The sequence below is a fragment of the Lysobacter sp. TY2-98 genome, assembly GCF_003367355.1.
Lineage (GTDB): Bacteria > Pseudomonadota > Gammaproteobacteria > Xanthomonadales > Xanthomonadaceae > Cognatilysobacter.
The window spans coordinates 1,839,240-1,855,583 of sequence record NZ_CP031413.1 but is presented as its reverse complement, the minus strand read 5'-3'; the positions used below and the strand labels follow the sequence as shown (position 1 = coordinate 1,855,583).

Annotated in this window: 21 protein-coding genes; 7 read left to right on the top strand and 14 right to left on the bottom strand. The window is 68.8% G+C overall.

Features of this window, described 5'->3' with window-relative positions; translation table 11 throughout:
• Positions 1-5: 5 nt before the first annotated feature.
• The 6 genes from DWG18_RS08900 to DWG18_RS08875 form a co-directional block, all read right to left on the bottom strand.
• Positions 6-563, bottom strand: coding sequence for a PH domain-containing protein (locus tag DWG18_RS08900; protein WP_115646863.1), 558 nt, complete (start codon positions 561-563; stop codon positions 6-8).
• Between the two features lie 85 nt (positions 564-648).
• A complete protein-coding gene (locus DWG18_RS08895; RefSeq protein ID WP_115646862.1) occupies positions 649-822 on the bottom strand; it encodes a DUF4177 domain-containing protein in 174 nt (57 codons plus the stop codon).
• Positions 819-1,013 carry an Arc family DNA-binding protein gene (locus DWG18_RS08890; RefSeq protein WP_115646861.1) on the bottom strand — a complete coding sequence of 65 codons (195 nt, stop codon included), beginning with the start codon at positions 1,011-1,013 and terminating at the stop codon, positions 819-821. Before DWG18_RS08890 ends, DWG18_RS08895 begins: the two co-directional genes overlap by 4 nt.
• Complete coding sequence (locus DWG18_RS08885) at positions 1,010-1,312, bottom strand: hypothetical protein (RefSeq protein WP_115646860.1); 303 nt, start codon at positions 1,310-1,312, stop codon at positions 1,010-1,012. Before DWG18_RS08885 ends, DWG18_RS08890 begins: the two co-directional genes overlap by 4 nt.
• Positions 1,312-2,175 (bottom strand): SPFH domain-containing protein, encoded by an 864-nt coding sequence (locus tag DWG18_RS08880; protein ID WP_115646859.1) that lies wholly within the window; start codon positions 2,173-2,175, stop codon positions 1,312-1,314. The genes DWG18_RS08885 and DWG18_RS08880 overlap by 1 nt, the downstream gene beginning before the upstream one ends.
• Before the next feature lie 51 nt (positions 2,176-2,226).
• A complete protein-coding gene (locus tag DWG18_RS08875) occupies positions 2,227-3,159 on the bottom strand; it encodes a hypothetical protein (protein WP_162823775.1) in 933 nt (310 codons plus the stop codon).
• A 123-nt stretch (positions 3,160-3,282) separates the two neighbouring features.
• Here DWG18_RS08875 and purT point away from each other — a divergent pair, with 123 nt between their 5' ends.
• Together purT and DWG18_RS08865 are read left to right on the top strand one after the other, a co-directional pair.
• On the top strand, positions 3,283-4,482 hold the full coding sequence (gene purT, locus DWG18_RS08870) for a formate-dependent phosphoribosylglycinamide formyltransferase (RefSeq protein ID WP_115646857.1): 1,200 nt from the start codon (positions 3,283-3,285) through the stop codon (positions 4,480-4,482).
• A gap of 10 nt (positions 4,483-4,492) precedes the next feature.
• Positions 4,493-4,912, top strand: coding sequence for a hypothetical protein (locus DWG18_RS08865; RefSeq protein ID WP_115646856.1), 420 nt, complete (start codon positions 4,493-4,495; stop codon positions 4,910-4,912).
• 6 nt (positions 4,913-4,918) lie between these two features.
• Here the strand turns inward: DWG18_RS08865 and DWG18_RS08860 are convergent, their stop codons facing one another.
• Together DWG18_RS08860 and DWG18_RS08855 are read right to left on the bottom strand one after the other, a co-directional pair.
• Complete coding sequence (locus DWG18_RS08860) at positions 4,919-6,148, bottom strand: endonuclease/exonuclease/phosphatase family protein (protein WP_115646855.1); 1,230 nt, start codon at positions 6,146-6,148, stop codon at positions 4,919-4,921.
• Positions 6,145-6,888 (bottom strand): arginyltransferase, encoded by a 744-nt coding sequence (locus DWG18_RS08855; protein WP_115646854.1) that lies wholly within the window; start codon positions 6,886-6,888, stop codon positions 6,145-6,147. The genes DWG18_RS08860 and DWG18_RS08855 overlap by 4 nt, the downstream gene beginning before the upstream one ends.
• 125 nt (positions 6,889-7,013) lie before the next feature.
• On the opposite strand from DWG18_RS08855, the gene DWG18_RS08850 reads away from it, so the two are divergent.
• Together DWG18_RS08850 and DWG18_RS08845 are read left to right on the top strand one after the other, a co-directional pair.
• A complete protein-coding gene (locus DWG18_RS08850) occupies positions 7,014-7,814 on the top strand; it encodes a calcium-binding protein (RefSeq protein ID WP_115646853.1) in 801 nt (266 codons plus the stop codon).
• Positions 7,815-8,031: 217 nt separating this feature from the next.
• Positions 8,032-8,460 (top strand): GNAT family N-acetyltransferase, encoded by a 429-nt coding sequence (locus DWG18_RS08845; protein ID WP_115648113.1) that lies wholly within the window; start codon positions 8,032-8,034, stop codon positions 8,458-8,460.
• A gap of 97 nt (positions 8,461-8,557) precedes the next feature.
• On the opposite strand, the gene DWG18_RS08840 is transcribed toward DWG18_RS08845, so the two are convergent.
• Genes DWG18_RS08840 through DWG18_RS08830 form a run of 3 tightly spaced genes read right to left on the bottom strand, consistent with a single transcriptional unit; the run spans position 8,558 to position 10,921 of the window.
• Positions 8,558-9,382 (bottom strand): hypothetical protein, encoded by an 825-nt coding sequence (locus tag DWG18_RS08840; protein ID WP_115646852.1) that lies wholly within the window; start codon positions 9,380-9,382, stop codon positions 8,558-8,560.
• Positions 9,382-10,281, bottom strand: coding sequence for an acyl-CoA thioesterase II (locus DWG18_RS08835; RefSeq protein ID WP_115646851.1), 900 nt, complete (start codon positions 10,279-10,281; stop codon positions 9,382-9,384). Before DWG18_RS08835 ends, DWG18_RS08840 begins: the two co-directional genes overlap by 1 nt.
• Positions 10,282-10,339: 58 nt before the next feature.
• Positions 10,340-10,921 (bottom strand): N-acetylmuramoyl-L-alanine amidase, encoded by a 582-nt coding sequence (locus tag DWG18_RS08830; protein WP_115648112.1) that lies wholly within the window; start codon positions 10,919-10,921, stop codon positions 10,340-10,342.
• 100 nt (positions 10,922-11,021) lie between these two features.
• Here DWG18_RS08830 and DWG18_RS08825 point away from each other — a divergent pair, with 100 nt between their 5' ends.
• From DWG18_RS08825 to DWG18_RS08815, 3 genes are all read left to right on the top strand, one after another.
• A complete protein-coding gene (locus DWG18_RS08825; protein ID WP_115646850.1) occupies positions 11,022-11,546 on the top strand; it encodes a YqiA/YcfP family alpha/beta fold hydrolase in 525 nt (174 codons plus the stop codon).
• A 3-nt stretch (positions 11,547-11,549) separates the two neighbouring features.
• Entirely contained in the window at positions 11,550-13,703 is a 2,154-nt protein-coding gene (gene rlmKL, locus DWG18_RS08820; protein ID WP_115646849.1) for a bifunctional 23S rRNA (guanine(2069)-N(7))-methyltransferase RlmK/23S rRNA (guanine(2445)-N(2))-methyltransferase RlmL, read from the top strand.
• A 104-nt stretch (positions 13,704-13,807) separates the two neighbouring features.
• Positions 13,808-14,635 carry a pirin family protein gene (locus DWG18_RS08815; protein ID WP_240318496.1) on the top strand — a complete coding sequence of 276 codons (828 nt, stop codon included), beginning with the start codon at positions 13,808-13,810 and terminating at the stop codon, positions 14,633-14,635.
• A 36-nt stretch (positions 14,636-14,671) separates the two neighbouring features.
• Here DWG18_RS08815 and DWG18_RS08810 read toward each other — a convergent pair whose 3' ends face one another.
• The 3 genes from DWG18_RS08810 to DWG18_RS08800 form a co-directional block, all read right to left on the bottom strand.
• The gene (locus DWG18_RS08810; protein ID WP_115646847.1) at positions 14,672-15,130 is read right to left on the bottom strand and encodes a hypothetical protein; all 459 of its coding nucleotides are present in this window, start codon (positions 15,128-15,130) and stop codon (positions 14,672-14,674) included.
• A 180-nt stretch (positions 15,131-15,310) separates the two neighbouring features.
• Entirely contained in the window at positions 15,311-15,691 is a 381-nt protein-coding gene (locus tag DWG18_RS08805; protein ID WP_115646846.1) for a hypothetical protein, read from the bottom strand.
• A gap of 57 nt (positions 15,692-15,748) precedes the next feature.
• Positions 15,749-16,273: a phosphoglycerate mutase family protein gene (locus tag DWG18_RS08800; RefSeq protein ID WP_162823774.1), complete on the bottom strand. Its 525-nt coding sequence runs from the start codon at positions 16,271-16,273 to the stop codon at positions 15,749-15,751.
• Positions 16,274-16,344: the final 71 nt, after the last annotated feature.

Below are 16,344 nucleotides of genomic sequence, written 5' to 3'. Positions count from 1 at the left end.
GCAGGTTAGCGGGACGCCTGCGCGCTCGCCACGCCGCGCAGCGCGTCGAGCAGGGCTTCGGGTTGCACCGGGGTGACCACCAGCGCGGGTTGATCGCGCACCGGCAGGCGCAGCGCACGGCCGGTGGTGGTCATGAGGAACGCGCGCTGGCCGTCGCGCATCAGGAACCAGCCCGCGCGATAGCCGGGCAGTGCGGCGCCGAACAGCTTGAGCCGAGCGTGCGAGTCCGGATGCTCGCCGAGTGGCGAGACGCGCGCGCCATCGACATCGATATCCGAACGCGGCACGCGGCGGGTAAACGGGCCCGCCTTGACGATCAGCTGCGTCGACGTGAGTTCGATCGCACGACGTCGGAGCGACAGCAGCATGAAGGACGCGGCGACCAGTCCGACCACGAGCGCGACCGCGAATGCCGCTGCTGCCTCAACCGGTCGAGACGCGTGCGCCAGCAGCGCCAGCGCGACCAGAAGAGCCAGTACCGGCAGCGCCGCGGTGGCGCCGAGCAGCAGCACGGCGGTCTGCGACGGCGGTTCGACTTCGAAAGTGCGCAGCGGTGCGTCCATCGCTCAGGCGGCGTGTATCGCGGCCGCGAGAACGATCAACATGACGATCGCGACGGTGGCAAAGGATGCATTGCGACGCTTCATCTCAGATCTCCTTCTTCATGTAGAGCCAGGTGTAGAGACCGGCCTGCACGGCGTTGACGAGTTCCCAGCCCGCTTGGCCGAGCTGCGCGAGCGTCGCTTCGACGTCCTCCGTGCGCAGCCCCAGCATGCGCGGCTTCACCTGCACGACCTTGTACGACCAGCGACGACCGCTCATGTCTCATCGCCCTCCACGGGCGTCTCTTCAGGAACGCCGGCTTTCGGCATCCGGCCGGCCTTGCGCAGGGCGTCGCGCAACACGTATTCGATCTGCGCGTTGAGGCTGCGTAGCTCGTCGTCGGCCCAGCGCTGCACCGCCGACAGCACTTCGGCGTTGATGCGCAGCGGATAGGCCTTTTTCTCGCTCATCGACGGCGCCCGCGCAGCACGGCGACCAGCATCGCCACCGCGAGCGCGTTGACCGCGAGCGCGACACCGAGCGCCACCATCACGATGCGACTGACGTCGCCACGCGCCCAAAGCATGGCACCTGCGCCGACCAGCATCGTGATGCCGACCACGCGCATGAAGCGCACCAGCACCAGTGCGAGGTGCGACTCGCGCGCATCCGGATCGCGCCGCTGGCTGCTCTTCGCCAGCGACTGCGCGACCAGGAACGCCGGCACGCTGGTCAGCGCGAAGGCGAGCGCGATGCCGGTGCCGTCCATCAGTAGATGGAACCGGCGTTGACGATGGGCTGTGTGCCGCGTTCGCCGCAGAGCACGACCAGCAGGTTGCTGACCATCTGCGCCTTGCGCTCTTCGTCCAGGTGCACGACGCCGTTCTTCTCGAGTTCGGCGAGGGCCATCTGCACCATGCCGACGGCGCCGGCGACGATCCGTGTGCGCGCGGCGATGATCGCGTTCGCCTGCTGGCGCTGCAGCATGGCCTGCGCGATTTCAGGTGCATACGCCAGATGGCTGATGCGCGCGTCGACCACCTGCACGCCGGCGTCGGCGAGGCGCTCGGCCAGTTCCTGCGCGAGGTGCGCGCTGATCTCGGTGGCGTGGCTGCGCAGCGCGAGCTGGCCCTCTTCGTGCTGGTCGTAGGGATAGCTCGTCGCCATCGCACGCAGCGCGGATTCCGCCTGGATGTGCACGAAGCTTTCGTAGTCGTTGACGTTGAACACCGCTTCAGCGCTGTCCGCGACCTGCCAGACGATGACGGCCGCGATCTCGATCGGGGAGCCGTCCAGCTCGTTGACCTTGAGCTTGCCGCTCTCGAAGTTGCGCACGCGCAGGCTGACCTTCTTCTTCGAATAGAAGGGGTTGTTCCAGCGCAGGCCGTTATGGCGGTCGCTGCCGACGTAGCGGCCGAACAGGCTGAGCACCGCCGACTGGTTCGGCTCGAGCATGTACAGGCCGAACAGGCAGACGAAGAGCAGGGCGCCGACGACGGCGGCGATCACCATGCGCGAGGGCTCGGCGGCCGCGGCGGCGTTGATGAAGAACGCACCGTCGGCAAGGCCGGCCACCAGCAAGGCGAGCAGGACGGGGATACCGGGCAGCGAACGGGCTTGGATCTCTTTCATGGACGTTTCCTCCAGGGTGAGGAAACGATATCAGATCGATATCACCGTCTATCACCGCTTGTCGGCATCGGCGTCCACGTCGATCCGGTAGAGCGGGGCGGGCACGAACTCGCCGGTGGTGTAGACGTGCCGGCCGTCGCGGTCCCAGCCCATGGCCTCGGCCTGCGGCAGCCACGGCAGCGTGAGCACGCGCGGTGGCCGGACGACGGCGCGCGCCCAGTCCTCGGCCGGGTGCTTGGCGTAGATCAGCAGGTAGCGGTAGGTGAGGACCGCGAGGCGCTGACCGTCCGGCGAAATGCTGGCGGCGGTGACCTGCGCCGACAGCGGTGCGCGCTCGTCGGTGCCGCTCTGCGGCGCGAGCGCGGCGGGCATGCGCAACCGCGCGACGCGTTCGGCGACGGCGGGCGGATCGATCTGCGCGGTCAGCGGCAGCCGGAACAGCTCGGGCGGCTGTCGACGCTTGGAGATCAGCAGCACCTCACCGCGGCGCTCGTCGACGGCCACGGCCTCGCAGTCGCGCGGCCCGTCCGGCCAGCGGAAAACGATCGACCACGCCGGCTTGAGCCGGGCGTTCTCCAGCTTTGCCGGCTCTTCGATCACGTGCAGCTGCAGCGTGCGACGCAGGCCGCCGTTGTCGCCGGTGTCGGCCAGCATCAGGTAGTCGCGGCCCTGTTGGTGGAACGCCGCGATGTCCTCCCAGTCGGTCTTGGGCACGCCTTCGACGCGGAAGGTCGCGACGCGCTCGCCTTCGCGATCCACCGCGAACAGGCGGGGCGGATTGCCACCGTCGTCATGCATCCACAGCGTGTCGTCGTGGCGGTTGGACACCGCGAGCCCGCTGATCTCGCTCAACTGCGAATCCAGCATCAGGCCGCTCACGCGCGCGTCGCCGTGCGCGGGCTGCTGCGAGCACGCGGCGAGCGCGATCGCCAGCGCGCTGGCGACGGCGGCAAGGAGTCGGATGGGGAGCCCCGGTCGATGCATCCCAGCAAGGATCGCATGCACCCGTCCGCCGTTCGACCACGCCGCGCGCACACTGCGGTGCGGCGGCGATGCCGACGCCACGGCGCGCGCCTAGACTGTGCGTTTCCCGCAGGATGCCGCGCCATGCCCACGATCGGAACGCCGCTCTCTCCCTACGCCACGCGCGTGCTCCTGCTGGGCTCGGGTGAGCTGGGCAAGGAGGTCGCGATCGAGCTGCAGCGCCTGGGCTGCGAGGTGATCGCCGCGGACCGTTATGCCGACGCGCCGGCCATGCAGGTCGCGCATCGCAGCCACGTGCTGGACATGCTCGACGGCGACGCCATCCGCGCGCTGATCAACCTCGAGAAGCCGCATCTGGTCGTGCCGGAGATCGAGGCGATCCATACCCCGACGCTGGTCGAGTTGGAGCTGCAGTACCAGCAGGACGGCACGCCCACGCGCATCATCCCGACCGCCCGCGCCGCATGGCTGACGATGGACCGCGAAGGCATCCGCCGCCTCGCCGCGGAAACGCTGGAGCTGCCGACATCGCCGTACGCGTTCGTCGACACGATCGAGGAATACCGCGCCGCGGTCGCGCGCATCGGGCTGCCGTGCGTGGTGAAGCCGGTGATGTCGTCGTCGGGCAAGGGCCAGTCGACGGTTCGCATCGAAGGCGAGATCGACGAGGCGTGGGAGTACGCACAGACCGGCGGCCGCGCGGGCGCAGGGCGCGTCATCGTCGAGGGTTTCATCGACTTCGATTACGAGATCACGCTGCTCACCGTGCGTCACGTCGGTGGCACCACGTTCTGCGCACCGGTGGGCCATCTGCAGCGCGATGGCGACTATCGTGAGAGCTGGATGCCGCAGGCGATGAGCACCAAGGCATTGGCGACGTCGCAGCGCATCGCGCGCGCGATCACCGACGAACTCGGCGGCTGGGGCATGTTCGGCGTCGAACTGTTCGTGCGTGGCGACGACGTGTGGTTCAGCGAGGTCTCCCCGCGCCCGCACGACACGGGCCTGGTGACGCTGATCTCGCAGGACTTGTCCGAATTCGCGCTGCATGCGCGCGCCGTCCTCGGCCTGCCGATTCCGGCGATCCGCGAGTACGGGCCCGCCGCATCGTGCGCGGTGCTGGCCGAGGGCCACGGCGTGCCGGTCTTCTCCAACCTCGGCGACGCGCTGTCGCATCCCGATACCGCGCTGCGCCTGTTCGGCAAGCCGCGTGTCGCGGGACAGCGACGCGTGGCCGTCACACTCGCTCTCGGCGCGGATGTGGAGGATGCCCGCGAGCGGGCTCGACAGTCCGCCGCCGCCATCGCCATCGATCTGAAGTGAGGACTTGCGCATGACCGAGCACACCAGCGGCTACGCCGTTTTCCTGTTCGAACAGGCGTGGGAAGCGCTGGGCGACGCGATCAAGCCCTATGTGCAGGAAGGCCCGAGCGGTCCGCACATTCCCTGTCACATCGTCGATACCGGCGGTGCGTTCGTCGAAATGACGCTGCCGGCCAAGGATGAGAACGGCGCGGCCGCCGAAGTCGAGCTGATGATTCCGATGGCGATGGTGCGCATGATCGTGTCGATGCACAGCGACATCGCGTTCGGCTTCGCGCGCAGTCGCGAGCCGCGCCAGAACGCGTTGCCCGTGGTCGGCCCGAACGCGCCGCCGGCGCAGGAATCGTCGGCGGCCATGCCGCATACCGCGCAGTCGCCGGCTGCGAATGCGGCGATCGACGACGACCGCCGTCGACCCCCCGAAGGCTGAGCCGCGTCAGCGCGGCGCGATGTCCAACCAGACCAGGTGGTGATCGCTGGCGTCGAGCAGTTCGCTGCCGGGCGCGCCCTGTTTCGGCCAGAAGATGCCGCCGCCGCGCACGGGCAGGTCCTTCGACGGCAGCACGTAGTCCAGTCGCATCGTGCCGGCCTGCGGACCGAAATCGCCGGTGTGCTGCGCGACGTTGCCCCTGCGCGCGATGCCGTACTGCGCGGCGCGTTCCGGGCCGCCTTCGCTCGTCGGCGCGACCGCGTTGTTGATGCGCGGATGGTTGACGACCTGCAGGATGGCGCCGGGCTCGCCGTCACCGTCGGCCGGGTCGGCATTGTGGTCGCCGAGGATCACGAATGAAGCGTCCTGCGCGAGGCCGCCGCAGCGGCCGCGATCGTCGCAGAGCCACGGCTTGTCGCCGCCTGACAGGTACTCCGACCACAGACGGATTTCGTCGTAGTTGCGCAGGCCATTGCGGTTTTCCGTGCCGTCGAAGACCGGCGGCGTCGGATGCGCGGCGAGCACGTGGATGCGACCGGGCGGCGTGCGGACCGGCACGTCCCAGTGCGACTTCGACGACAGCGGAAACTTCGCCCACGCGGCGGCCGAATACCACGGCTCACCCGTCTTGGGATCGCGCGGCGCGCGTGCGTTCGGCAGGTTCTTCCAGAGGAAGTGCTGGAAGGTGCGGACGTCGTTCGTGTCGATCGGATAACGCGATAGGACGAGCATGCCGTACTGGCCGGGGTGCAGTCCGAAGCCCCACGAGTCGTTGCCCGCGCTGCGGCCTTCGCCACCGATCACACCATTGCGATCGAGATCGAATCCGCTCGGCACACCGGTGTTGACCGGCGCGAGGTAGCGATACGCATACGTCAGCGCGTCGCCACCGCCCGGCTGTGCGACGCCGAGGTAGCGCTGCTGGAACAGATCCGCGGCGCGATGCGCGTCGTCGTAGTCGAACTCGTTGAGCAGCACGATGTCGGGACGCACGCGTTGCAGCACGGCCGCGACCTTGCGCGCATTCGCATCGCCCGCTTCGAGGCGTTCGATCAGGCCGTTGGCGCGATCGTCGTTGAGCGACGTGTTGTAGGTCGCGATGCGTACCGCGGCAGTGCCGTTCGCACGCACGTCGCGTGCCCAGGCGTCGCGGTCGCCCTGCACGCGGACGCGCACGCAGGCGGCAAGCAGGATCAGCGCTGCGATCAGCAGCGCGGTCGTCAGGAATCGGGTCATGGGGTCTCGTCGGGAAAGGCCAGCCACTGGCGGCCGTCGAAGGCTTCGAGCGGTCGGAATCGCTGCTTGTAATCCATCTTCGGATGACCGGCGATCCAGTAGCCGAGATAGAGGTGGTCGCGGCCTTCGTCGATCGCCCATTGCAGCTGGCGAAGCACGGCGTAGGTGCCGAGACTGCGATCGGCGTGGTCGGGGTCGTAGAACGTGTACACGGCTGACAGCGCTTCGGGCGTCATGTCGGTGACGGCGACGGCGAGCAACCTGTGGTCGGCGGTCGCGGTGCGGAATTCGAGGAAGCGCGTGCGGCTCCAGCGCCCGACGAGGAACTGGTCGAACTCCGGCGCGCCGTGGCCGTCCATGCCGCCGCCAGCGTGGCGCGTCGACAGGTAACGTCGGTAGAGATCGAGGTGTTCGTCCGTGCGCTCGGCCGGGCAGATGCGCATGACGAGGTCGCTGTTGCGACGCAGGTTCTTGCGCTGCGTGCGGTTCGGCCGGAAGCCCGCGACTGGGATGCGCACCGGCGTGCAGGCGCGGCAGGCGGCGCAGTGCGGGCGGTAGACGATGTCGCCGGAGCGGCGGAATCCCCAGCCCAACGCCAGCGCGTACCACTCGGGCAGGCGCGGGTCGCGCGGATCGAGCACGAGGTCGCGCGCCTGCCGGCCCGGCCAGTAGCCGCACTCGTGCAGGCCCGTGTGGAACAGGCGGAGGTCTTCGCCTTCGCGCGACGGGGTGTTGCCCATGGCCCGGAGCATACCGCCCGTTGCGGCTGGCCCGCGGCTGAACGCGGACGGGGCGACGTCAACCGCCGAACGGTCCGGACGTTTCCCTTGCATCGGCGGCAACGCCTGCATCCCGGAGTACGCACGTGAAGCATTCCCAGATCCTCGCCCTTGCCGTGGCCTCGGTGCTCGCCGCCGGCGCGGCGTTCGCGGCCCCGCCGGCGACCACCACCGCCGCTCCGACCGGCGCGCGCCCGCACGCCCGGCTCGACGCCAACGGCGACGGCGTGATCGACCGTACCGAAGCGGCGAAGAATCCGCGCCTGGCGCAGAAATTCGACGAGCTCGACAAGAACAAGGACGGCCGCATCGACGCCGGCGAGCGTCCGCACCACGACGGCATGCGCGGCGGCCACGAAGGCGGCTGGAAGAAGCTCGACGCCAATAACGACGGTGCCATCGATCGCGCCGAGGCGGCGAAGATCCCGCAGTTCGCGGCGAAGTTCGACCAGCTCGACAAGAACAAGGACGGCCGCATCGACGCGTCGGAGCGCCCGCAGTGGGGCGGCCGCGATGGCATGCGCCACGGCGGCGGTTTCGCCAAGCTCGATGCGAACGGCGACGGCGCGATCGATCGCACCGAAGCCGCGAAGATCCCGCAGTTCGCGCAGAAGTTCGACCAGCTCGACAAGAACCGCGACGGCCGCATCGACGCCTCCGAGCGCCCGCAGCACGAAGGCCGCGGCGGCCTCGCCAAGCTTGACGCCGACAAGGACGGTCGCCTCAGCCGCGCGGAAGCCGCCAACTCGCCGTTCGCCGCGAAGTTCAACGACGTCGACACGAATAGGGACGGCTTCGTCGACCGCGAGGAAATGCGCGCCGCGTTCAAGCGCATGCATCCGCAGCGCGACAACGGCGTCGGCTCCGGCGGCACCGGCCGCTCCTGATTTCCCCAAGTTGCATGACCTGGCCCGCGTTCTCCGACGCGGGCCATTTTTTTGTCGGGCACGCTGCGCGTGCTGCGCTCGCAGGCGATCTCGCGACGTTTTCGAGGCGACAACGCGCATGTCGTCCACCGCTCATCCGATTGCCCGTTCGGGCAGCGAGTGAAGCTGCGTGGACGACCTATCGTCGGTCGCGGGCGAACAACGCGACGCGACGGGTATGACCGTGACGATCACCGAAGCCACAACCGATGCCGAGATTCTCGCGACGCGCGACGTCATGCGGCAGCTGCGCCCGAGCGTCGCCGAAGCCGATTACGTGACCACCGTGCGCCGCATGATGGATGCCGGATATCGTCAGGTCGCACTGGTCGAAGACGGCGACGTCCGTGCGGTGGCCGGCTTCCGCATCTTCGAAATGCTCTACACCGGCGGGCCGATTCTCTACGTCGATGACCTCAGCACCGACGGACGCGTCCGCTCGCGAGGCCACGGCCGGGCATTGCTGGACTGGCTGAAGGCGGAAGCACGGCGCAGTGGTTGCACGCAGCTGCATCTCGATTCCGGTGTGCAGCGCGAAAGCGCGCACCGGTTCTACTTCCGCGAAGGGCTAGGCGTGAACTGCTTCCACTTTCGCGTAATGCTGTGAGCCGCCGGTCGTGACGACGCCGGCGCGCGGCGCAATGTGCGTCCACAGGCGGACGCTGCAACGCCGCCTGCTTTGCCGCGCCGTGCGAACGACCCGCTTACGGCGCAACGACCTTCAGTGTCTTCGTCACCTGCCAGACCCCGTTCACGCGCTTGACCTCGAGCGTCTTGTACTTCGCCCACATGCGGTGGTGATAGGCGCTGTATTCGATCGTGCCGACGTCGGGGGCGGTCGGGCGGAAATGATCGACGTCGACCATCGTCGCCTTCTTCTTCGACGGCGGATGTACCGAGCCCGTGTCCTCGTCGGCGATGCGCTCGCAGTGCGACGCCGGCACCAGCGTCAGGCCCGGCTGCGGGCGCAGCACGTCGCGCACTTCGCGCGGTGCGTCGGCATGATCGACGGCGAGACACGCGACCGGCGTATCGATATCAGGCAGCTCCTTCTGCAGCACCGCCTGTGCGACCGGCAGCAGTGTTGCGGCGACGTGCCCGTCGAACGGGCCCGATGCGAGCTGCGGTGGTGCGGGTGTGCGGCCGGCGCGGAAGAACGCCATCACCACCACGATGACGATGCCGAACAGCAGTGCGACCTTGACCTTGGTCGCGCGGCGCTGCGCCGGTGTGCGCGTGGTTTCGTCGCCAAATTCGGAGCGGAAGCTCAGCTTGGCGTCGGAGGGACGCGTCGAATCGAGCAGGCCGGCGTCGCGCAGGATTTCACGCGCACGGCTGCCGTCGCTCGAATGCACGACCCATACCGCCGGGCGGGACGCTTCACCCTTGTCCCGATAGCTGACGGTCGAACGACGGCCACCCTTGTACGAGCGGCCGTCGGTGATGCGAACTTCGATGCCGGCTTCGCGCAGCATCTCGGCGACGCGCTCGACGTTCTCGAGCCGTGCACTGGAAAAGACCTGGCGCATCAGCCCACCTGCGGCGCGCGGCCGGCGCTTTCGGGCAGCACGCGGATCATGCCTTCCTGTGCGGTACTGGCGACCAGGCGGCCCTCACGGTCGTAGATCATGCCGCGGGCCAGGCCGCGTGCGCCTTGCGCGCTGGGGCTGTCGATCGTGTAGAGCAGCCAGTCGTCCGCGCGGAACGGGCGGTGGAACCACAGCGCGTGATCGAGCGAGGCCATCTGCACGTTCGGCTGGTAGTAGCTGATGCCGTGCGGAAAGGTTGCCGTGCCGAGCAGATGGAAGTCGGACGCATACGTCAGCAGCGCGCGATGCAGTTCCGGATCGTCGCCGACCTTCTCGCTCAGGCGGAACCAGACCTGCTGGTAAGGCGGACGCTTGGGCGGACGCAGTTCGTCGCGCGGATAGACGTGGCGGAACTCGAACGGTCCCTGGCGGGACAGCCAGCGCTGCACCTTGGTCGGCAGCTTGGCCAGCACTTCCGGCGGCACGGTGTGATCGTGTTCGACGTCCTCGGGCTTCGGCACTTCGGGCATCGACAGCTGGTGTTCGTTGCCTTCTTCCTGGTGCTGGAACGACGCGGCCAGGAACAGGATCGGCTGGCCGTGCTGGATCGCCGTCACGCGACGCACCGAGAAGCTGCCACCGTCGCGCGTGCGGTCGACCATGTACAGGATCGGCGCTTCGATGTCGCCGGCACGCAGGAAGTAGGCGTGCAGCGAATGCGCCCCGCGCTCGTCCTTGGCCGAATCCATCGTGTTCTGCGCCGCTGACAGCGCTTGGCCGAGCACCTGGCCGCCGAAGACGTACTTGGTGCCGATGTCGCGGCTCTGGCCGCGGAACACGTTGTCTTCGAGCCGTTCGACCGCGAGCAGGTCGACCAGCTCGGAAACCGGGGAGGTCATGCGCGGATTTCCTGCGGAATGGCCGCGAATTATAGCGGCCGGTCCCCGTCCGCCCGGTTCAGGGCGCGGGCGCGTTCAGGCGCTGCAACCGGACGTTGGTCAGCACGTGCGGCCACGGAAACAGCGGGCCGGGGTCGCGCTTGCGGCGAACCTGGCGGGTCGGGTCGTCGCTGGCCGCGACGACCGTGGTGTCCAGGTCCTCGTGGCCGGCGATGAAGCGCAGTGCAGGGTGGTCCGCCGCGAGCCGCTTCAGCAACGCAACCAGCGTGTCGATCTGCGCGGGCGTATAGGGCTCGTCCATCGCCTGATGGTCGGCGTCCAGCCAGCGCGGATAGCGGCCGGTGTTGACGAGTTCGATGCCGATCGACCGCGGGTTGTAGCCCCGCGTGTGGTTGGCGACGCGCTCGATGGCGACGTACTGGTGCAGCGAGCCGTCGCGGTCGATGTAGAAGTGCCCGCTGTTGCCGGTGCCGCTGCCTTCGTACAGCACCTTCTCGCCGAACGCCCGCGACTCGGCGAGCGTCGGCACTTCCGTGCAGTGGATGACGACGAGGTCGACCTGCGACAGCGGCCGCGCCTCCAGGCGCGCCTCGTAGGGCAGGGGATCGACGTCGATGGGCAGGGGCGGCAGGTCGGGCAGCATGCGGCGATCGTAGCGTGACGGGGCGACGACGGCCGCCCGCGACGCGCCAGACGCGCGGACCGGCGACAATGGCCGTCTTCCCTGCCTTCCGAGCGCCATGCGCGGCCACTGCATCCTTTCCCACGGTTTCGAAAGCGGCCCGGACGCCACCAAGGTGACCGCGCTCGCCGACGTCGCCGAGCGCCTCGGTTTCAGCCACGAGCGCCCCGACTACACCGACCTCGACGCGATGCGCGACGTCAGCCCGCTCGGCGATGTCGCCGCGCGCCTCGAACGCCTGCGCGAGCGCGTGCGTGCCGCGGCAGCGCGTGGTCCGGTGGTGCTCGCCGGCTCGAGCCTCGGCGCGTGGATCAGCGGCCGCGTCTCGCTCGAGTTCGACGTCAGCGCACTGTTCCTGATGGCGCCGCCGGTCGCGCTGGATGCCGCACATCCGCTGCAGGCGGCCAACGTGCCGACGTCGATCGTCCACGGCTGGGGTGACGAGCTGATCCCGGCGGATGACGTCGTCGGCTGGGCGAAGGCGCGCTGCGCCACGCTGCTCATGGTCGACGACGCACATCGGCTGTCGAACCACGTCGAACTGAGTGCGCGTGCGTTCTCCGCGCTGCTCGAAGGACTCTGACTGATGCGCTTCTTCGCCAGCTGCGGCAAGGGCCTGGAATACCTGCTCGTCGACGAGCTGATCGCGCTCGGTTGCGCGCATGCGACCGCGACCACCGCCGGCGCCAACGTCGAAGGCACGCTCGCCGATGCGCAGCGCGCGGTGATGTGGTCGCGCCTGGCCAGCCGCATCCTGTGGCCGATTTCCGAATTCGACTGCGCGGACGAGCATGCGCTCTACGCCGGCGCGTCGAAGGTGGACTGGACGCAGCACGTGCCGCCGCACGCGACGATCGCGGTCGATGCGCACGTCGGCGGTACCGCGCTCAAGCACGCGCAGTACGCCGCGCAACGCGTGAAGGACGCGGTCGTCGACACGATGCGCGCGCAGACCGGTTCGCGTCCGGACGTCGACCTCGACGTGCCGGACGTGCGCATCAATCTGGTCGTGCGCAAGAACCGCGCGATCCTGTCGATCGATCTGTCGGGCGCACCGATGCACCGCCGTGGCTGGCGTCGCAAGCAGGTCGATGCGCCGCTGAAGGAGAACCTCGCGGCTGCGGTGCTGATGCGGGGTCGCTGGATGGACGCCTATCGCGACGGCGGGGCGTTGCTCGATCCCATGTGTGGCAGCGGCACGCTGCTGATCGAAGGCGCGCTGATGGCCGCGGACGTCGCGCCGGGCCTGATGCGCCATGGCGATGCCGCGCCGACGCGCTGGCCGGGTTTCGACGCGACGAGGTGGGCCGATATCCGCGTGGATGCGATCCGTCGCGAAGCCGAAGGTCGTGCCGCGCTGCGTACGGTGTTCTTTGGCCGCGACTTCGATCCGCTGGCGGTTCGCGCCGCGCGCGACAACGCGATCACTGCGGGCCTGGTCGATGTGATCGACTGGCAGCAGGGCGATGTGCGCGATCTCGCGCTGCCTGGGGACATCGCGGCCGGCAGCGGCCTCGTCGCCTGCAATCCGCCGTACGACGCGCGCCTCGCCGCCGATCCCGCGCTGTACCGCGCACTCGGCGATGCGCTGCGTCGCAGCCTGCCGACATGGCGCGCGAGCCTGCTCTGCGGCGACGAATCGCTGGCGCGCGCGACTGGCCTGCGCGCGAAGAAGACCTACCGCCTGTTCAACGGCGCGATCGAGACGGTTTTGCTCACCGTCGATCCGATCGGGCCGGTGCGCGAGGCCGCGAACACCGAAACGCCGGCTGTGTTGACGCCCGGCGCGGAGATGGTCGCGAATCGTCTGCGCAAGAACCTCAAGCGTCTGAAGGCCTGGCGCGAGCGCGAAGGCATCACGTGCTTCCGCGCCTACGACGCCGACCTGCCCGAATACGCCGCGGCCATCGACGTCTACACCACTGACGAACACGAGCCGCGCACCTTCCTGCACGTGCAGGAATACGCCGCTCCGGCGGAGATTCCCGAAGCCGATACGCGTCGTCGTCGCAATGAGCTGCTGGCCGCGGCGCGCGAGGTGTTCGGCGTGTCGCGTGACAACGTCGCGGTGAAAACGCGCGAGCGAGGCAAGGGCGGCAGCAAGTACGGGCACTTCGACCGTCGCGGCGAATTCATCGTCGTGCGCGAAGGTCGCGCGCACCTGCGCGTGAACCTGTTCGACTATCTCGACACCGGCCTCTTCCTCGACCACCGGCCGATGCGCATGCGCCTGTTCGCGGAGGCGAACGACGCGCGCTTTCTCAACCTGTTCGCCTACACCGGTGCAGCGACCGTGCACGCGGCGCTCGGTGGCGCGCGCTCGACGACGACGGTCGATCTGTCGGCGACCTACCTGCAGTGGTGCGCCGACAACCTGCAGGAAAGCGGCATCGGCGGTTCGCGCCATCGTCTGGTGCAGGCCGATGCGATCGCATGGCTGGAAAGCGACACCGGCCAGTACGACCTCGTGTTCTGCGACCCGCCGACGTTCTCGAACTCCAAGCGCGCCAGCGACTTCGACGTGCAGGCCTCGCACGTCCGGTTACTGCGCGCGGCCGTCGCGCGTCTCGCGCCCGGCGGCGTGCTGTACTTCTCGAACAATTTCCGTCGCTTCAAGATGGATGAAGCGGCCGTGGGCGAATTCGCGCACGTCGAAGACATTAGCGAATCGACCATTCCGCCGGACTTCGAGCGCGATGCGCGCATCCATCGCTGCTGGAAAATCACGGCACGCGGCTGACACTGCCCGGCATCACGGATGGAACGAAACGTGCGCTCCGTGCGCACTTCGGTTCGGCCGCCACGTCGCCATTCTTTGCGCATCGCAATTCGATGGAGTCTCCGATGTCCCGTCCCGCCCGTGTCACCCGTCTTTCCACCGGCATGCCGGCCTCCGACGGCGCCGGCGTCAAGCTCACGCGCGTGATCGGGACGCCACAGCTCGATGCGCTCGATCCGTTCCTGATGCTCGACGAGTTCGGCACCGACCGGCCGCAGGACTACCTCGCGGGTTTCCCCGACCATCCGCATCGCGGCTTCGAAACCGTCACCTACATGCTCGATGGCCGCATGCGTCATCGCGACAACCACGGCAACGAAGGCGTGCTGGTGCCGGGCAGCGTGCAGTGGATGACGGCCGGTCGCGGGCTCGTGCATTCGGAAATGCCCGAACAGCAGGAAGGCCGCATGCGCGGTTTCCAGCTGTGGGTGAACCTGCCGGCGCGCGACAAGATGGGCGAGCCGAAGTACCAGGAATTCGCGCCCGAGCGCATTCCGGTTGCGCAGCCGGCCGCGGGCGTGATCGTGAAGGTGATCGCGGGCGAAGTCGACGGATCGGTCGGCCCGATCGTGCAGCCGGCGACGTCGCCGGTATATCTCGACATTGCGCTGGAGCCGGGGGCGTCGTGGTCGTACACGCTGCCCGAGGGGCATGCGGGTTTCGTCTACGCGTATGAGGGCGATGTCGACGTCGGTGACCAGACCGTGCGCGTCAAGCAGCTCGGCGTGCTCGACGGTGAGGTGGTGTCGTTCGAGGCAAAGAATGCGGCGCGCGTACTGCTGGTCGCCGGTCGGCCGCTGCGTGAGCCGGTCGCGCGCTACGGGCCGTTCGTGATGAACACGCGCGCGGAACTCGAGCAGGCCTTCGCGGATTACCAGGCCGGCCGGTTCTGAAACATGAAACGGCCGGGCGTGTGCCCGGCCGTTCGATCACTTGCTGGTGAGCTGGGCGCTGCCGCCCGTGCCGAAGTGCAAGGCATTGGTCTGCGTGATCGCCTGCGTCAGCGCTTCCTTCGACGGGGCCTGGATCCACAGGTAGGCGACACGGCCGTCGGGCAGCGGGATCAGCGTTTCGCGGGCCTGCACGTCCGGCTGGCCCGCGAGTTCGCTGCGGTACCAGTAGGTCGCACGCCCGTCGATCTGCGCTTCCTCGGCGCGATCGCCGCGGTTCGGCTTGAACGCGCTCTGCGCCGCCATGTACAGGCCGAACGCTTCACTGCCGTCCGGTCGCATGGCGCGGCAGAACTGCGTGCCGCCTGCGGTTTTGGTTTCCCACGTAAGTCCGCTGTCGGCGGGAAGCGTCGGGCAGGTCGTAGCGGCCTGAGCGTGCGCGTAGCTCCCCATCGCGAGCAGCATGAAGCCGATCGATACGCGAATGGTCTTGACCATGTGTTTCCCCTGCGTGCCGCGGCGACGACCGCGACCACGGCCCGAACATAGTCCGTTCCAGAGCGCTTGACAAATGACTTTGCTTCAGGCTGGGCCCTGTTCAGGCCGCTATGGCGCACTGCGTCACAAGGGGACGCGCCGCGTCACCCGGCCGCGGCGCGCATGCCTTGAAAACCCGTCTCAACGGCGATCGACGCGGATCGTCGCGTTCGGCGGGGAGGCGAAATCCAGCGAGACCAGCACCAGCCGCCAGGTGTCGCCGAGATCGGCCGCGGGCGCTTTGCCCGAGTCGAGCACCACGTCATGGGTCATCCCACCCATCGCGTGCTTGAACGCGACGATCGCGGTACCGGCCTGGATGCACTGCACGTTCGGCCGGCAGCGCGAATCGCTGGTCACGCCGACATAGGTGAGGGTGCTCGCGTCGGGCAGCGTCACCGTGTCGCCCGTCGCGAGCGTGGCCGGCGTGCCCGCGGCGAGGCTGCGGCCGCCGCCCGCGCCGGCGGACGCGCAGCCGGCGAGCAGGAGCATCGGAAGGAACGCGGTGGCGAAACGGCGCATGGCGGACTCCGGTCGAAGGAAGGCGTCGAGCCTAGCCGGCCGCATGTCGTCGCCGCTTCACGGTTCGCGGCGATCGTCGACCGTGGCACGGCCGTCGTTCAGCACGTGGATGGTGATGCGGCGGCCGTACTCGCTGTCGGCGGTGGGGCCGATGTCGCAGCCGCACAGCGCCTGCGCCAGCGGCGGAATCGTATTGCTGTGGCCCACCACCAGCACGGTGCCCGTCATGTACTTGCGGCGCAGCTCGGCGGCGAAGTCCGCGGCGGGGCGCGCGGCGTCGTAGGTGGTCACCGTCAGATGCTGCGACGCCGCGACCGGAGCGGCAGTCTGCTGCGTGCGGCGGAAATTGCTCGCGTAGATCGCAACGAGCGGCGTATCGCGCAGGCGCTTGGCGAGCTTTTCGGCGCGCTTCTGCCCGGCCGGCGAGAGCGACGGATCGCGCGCGTTGTCGTCCGCCTTCTCGGCGTGGCGCACGAGCACGAAGGTCGCGCCCGGGATCGCGTCGTCGCCATGCGTGGTCGCGCAGGCGCCGAGCACGGCGAGCATGGACAACGCGGCGAGCCGCAGGAACAGGCTGCGCATGGCGACGGTTTCCCCTAACCGGAATCGGCGCATCACAGCGTGCCGCCGGGTGTCGCGCATGTGCAGCTGGT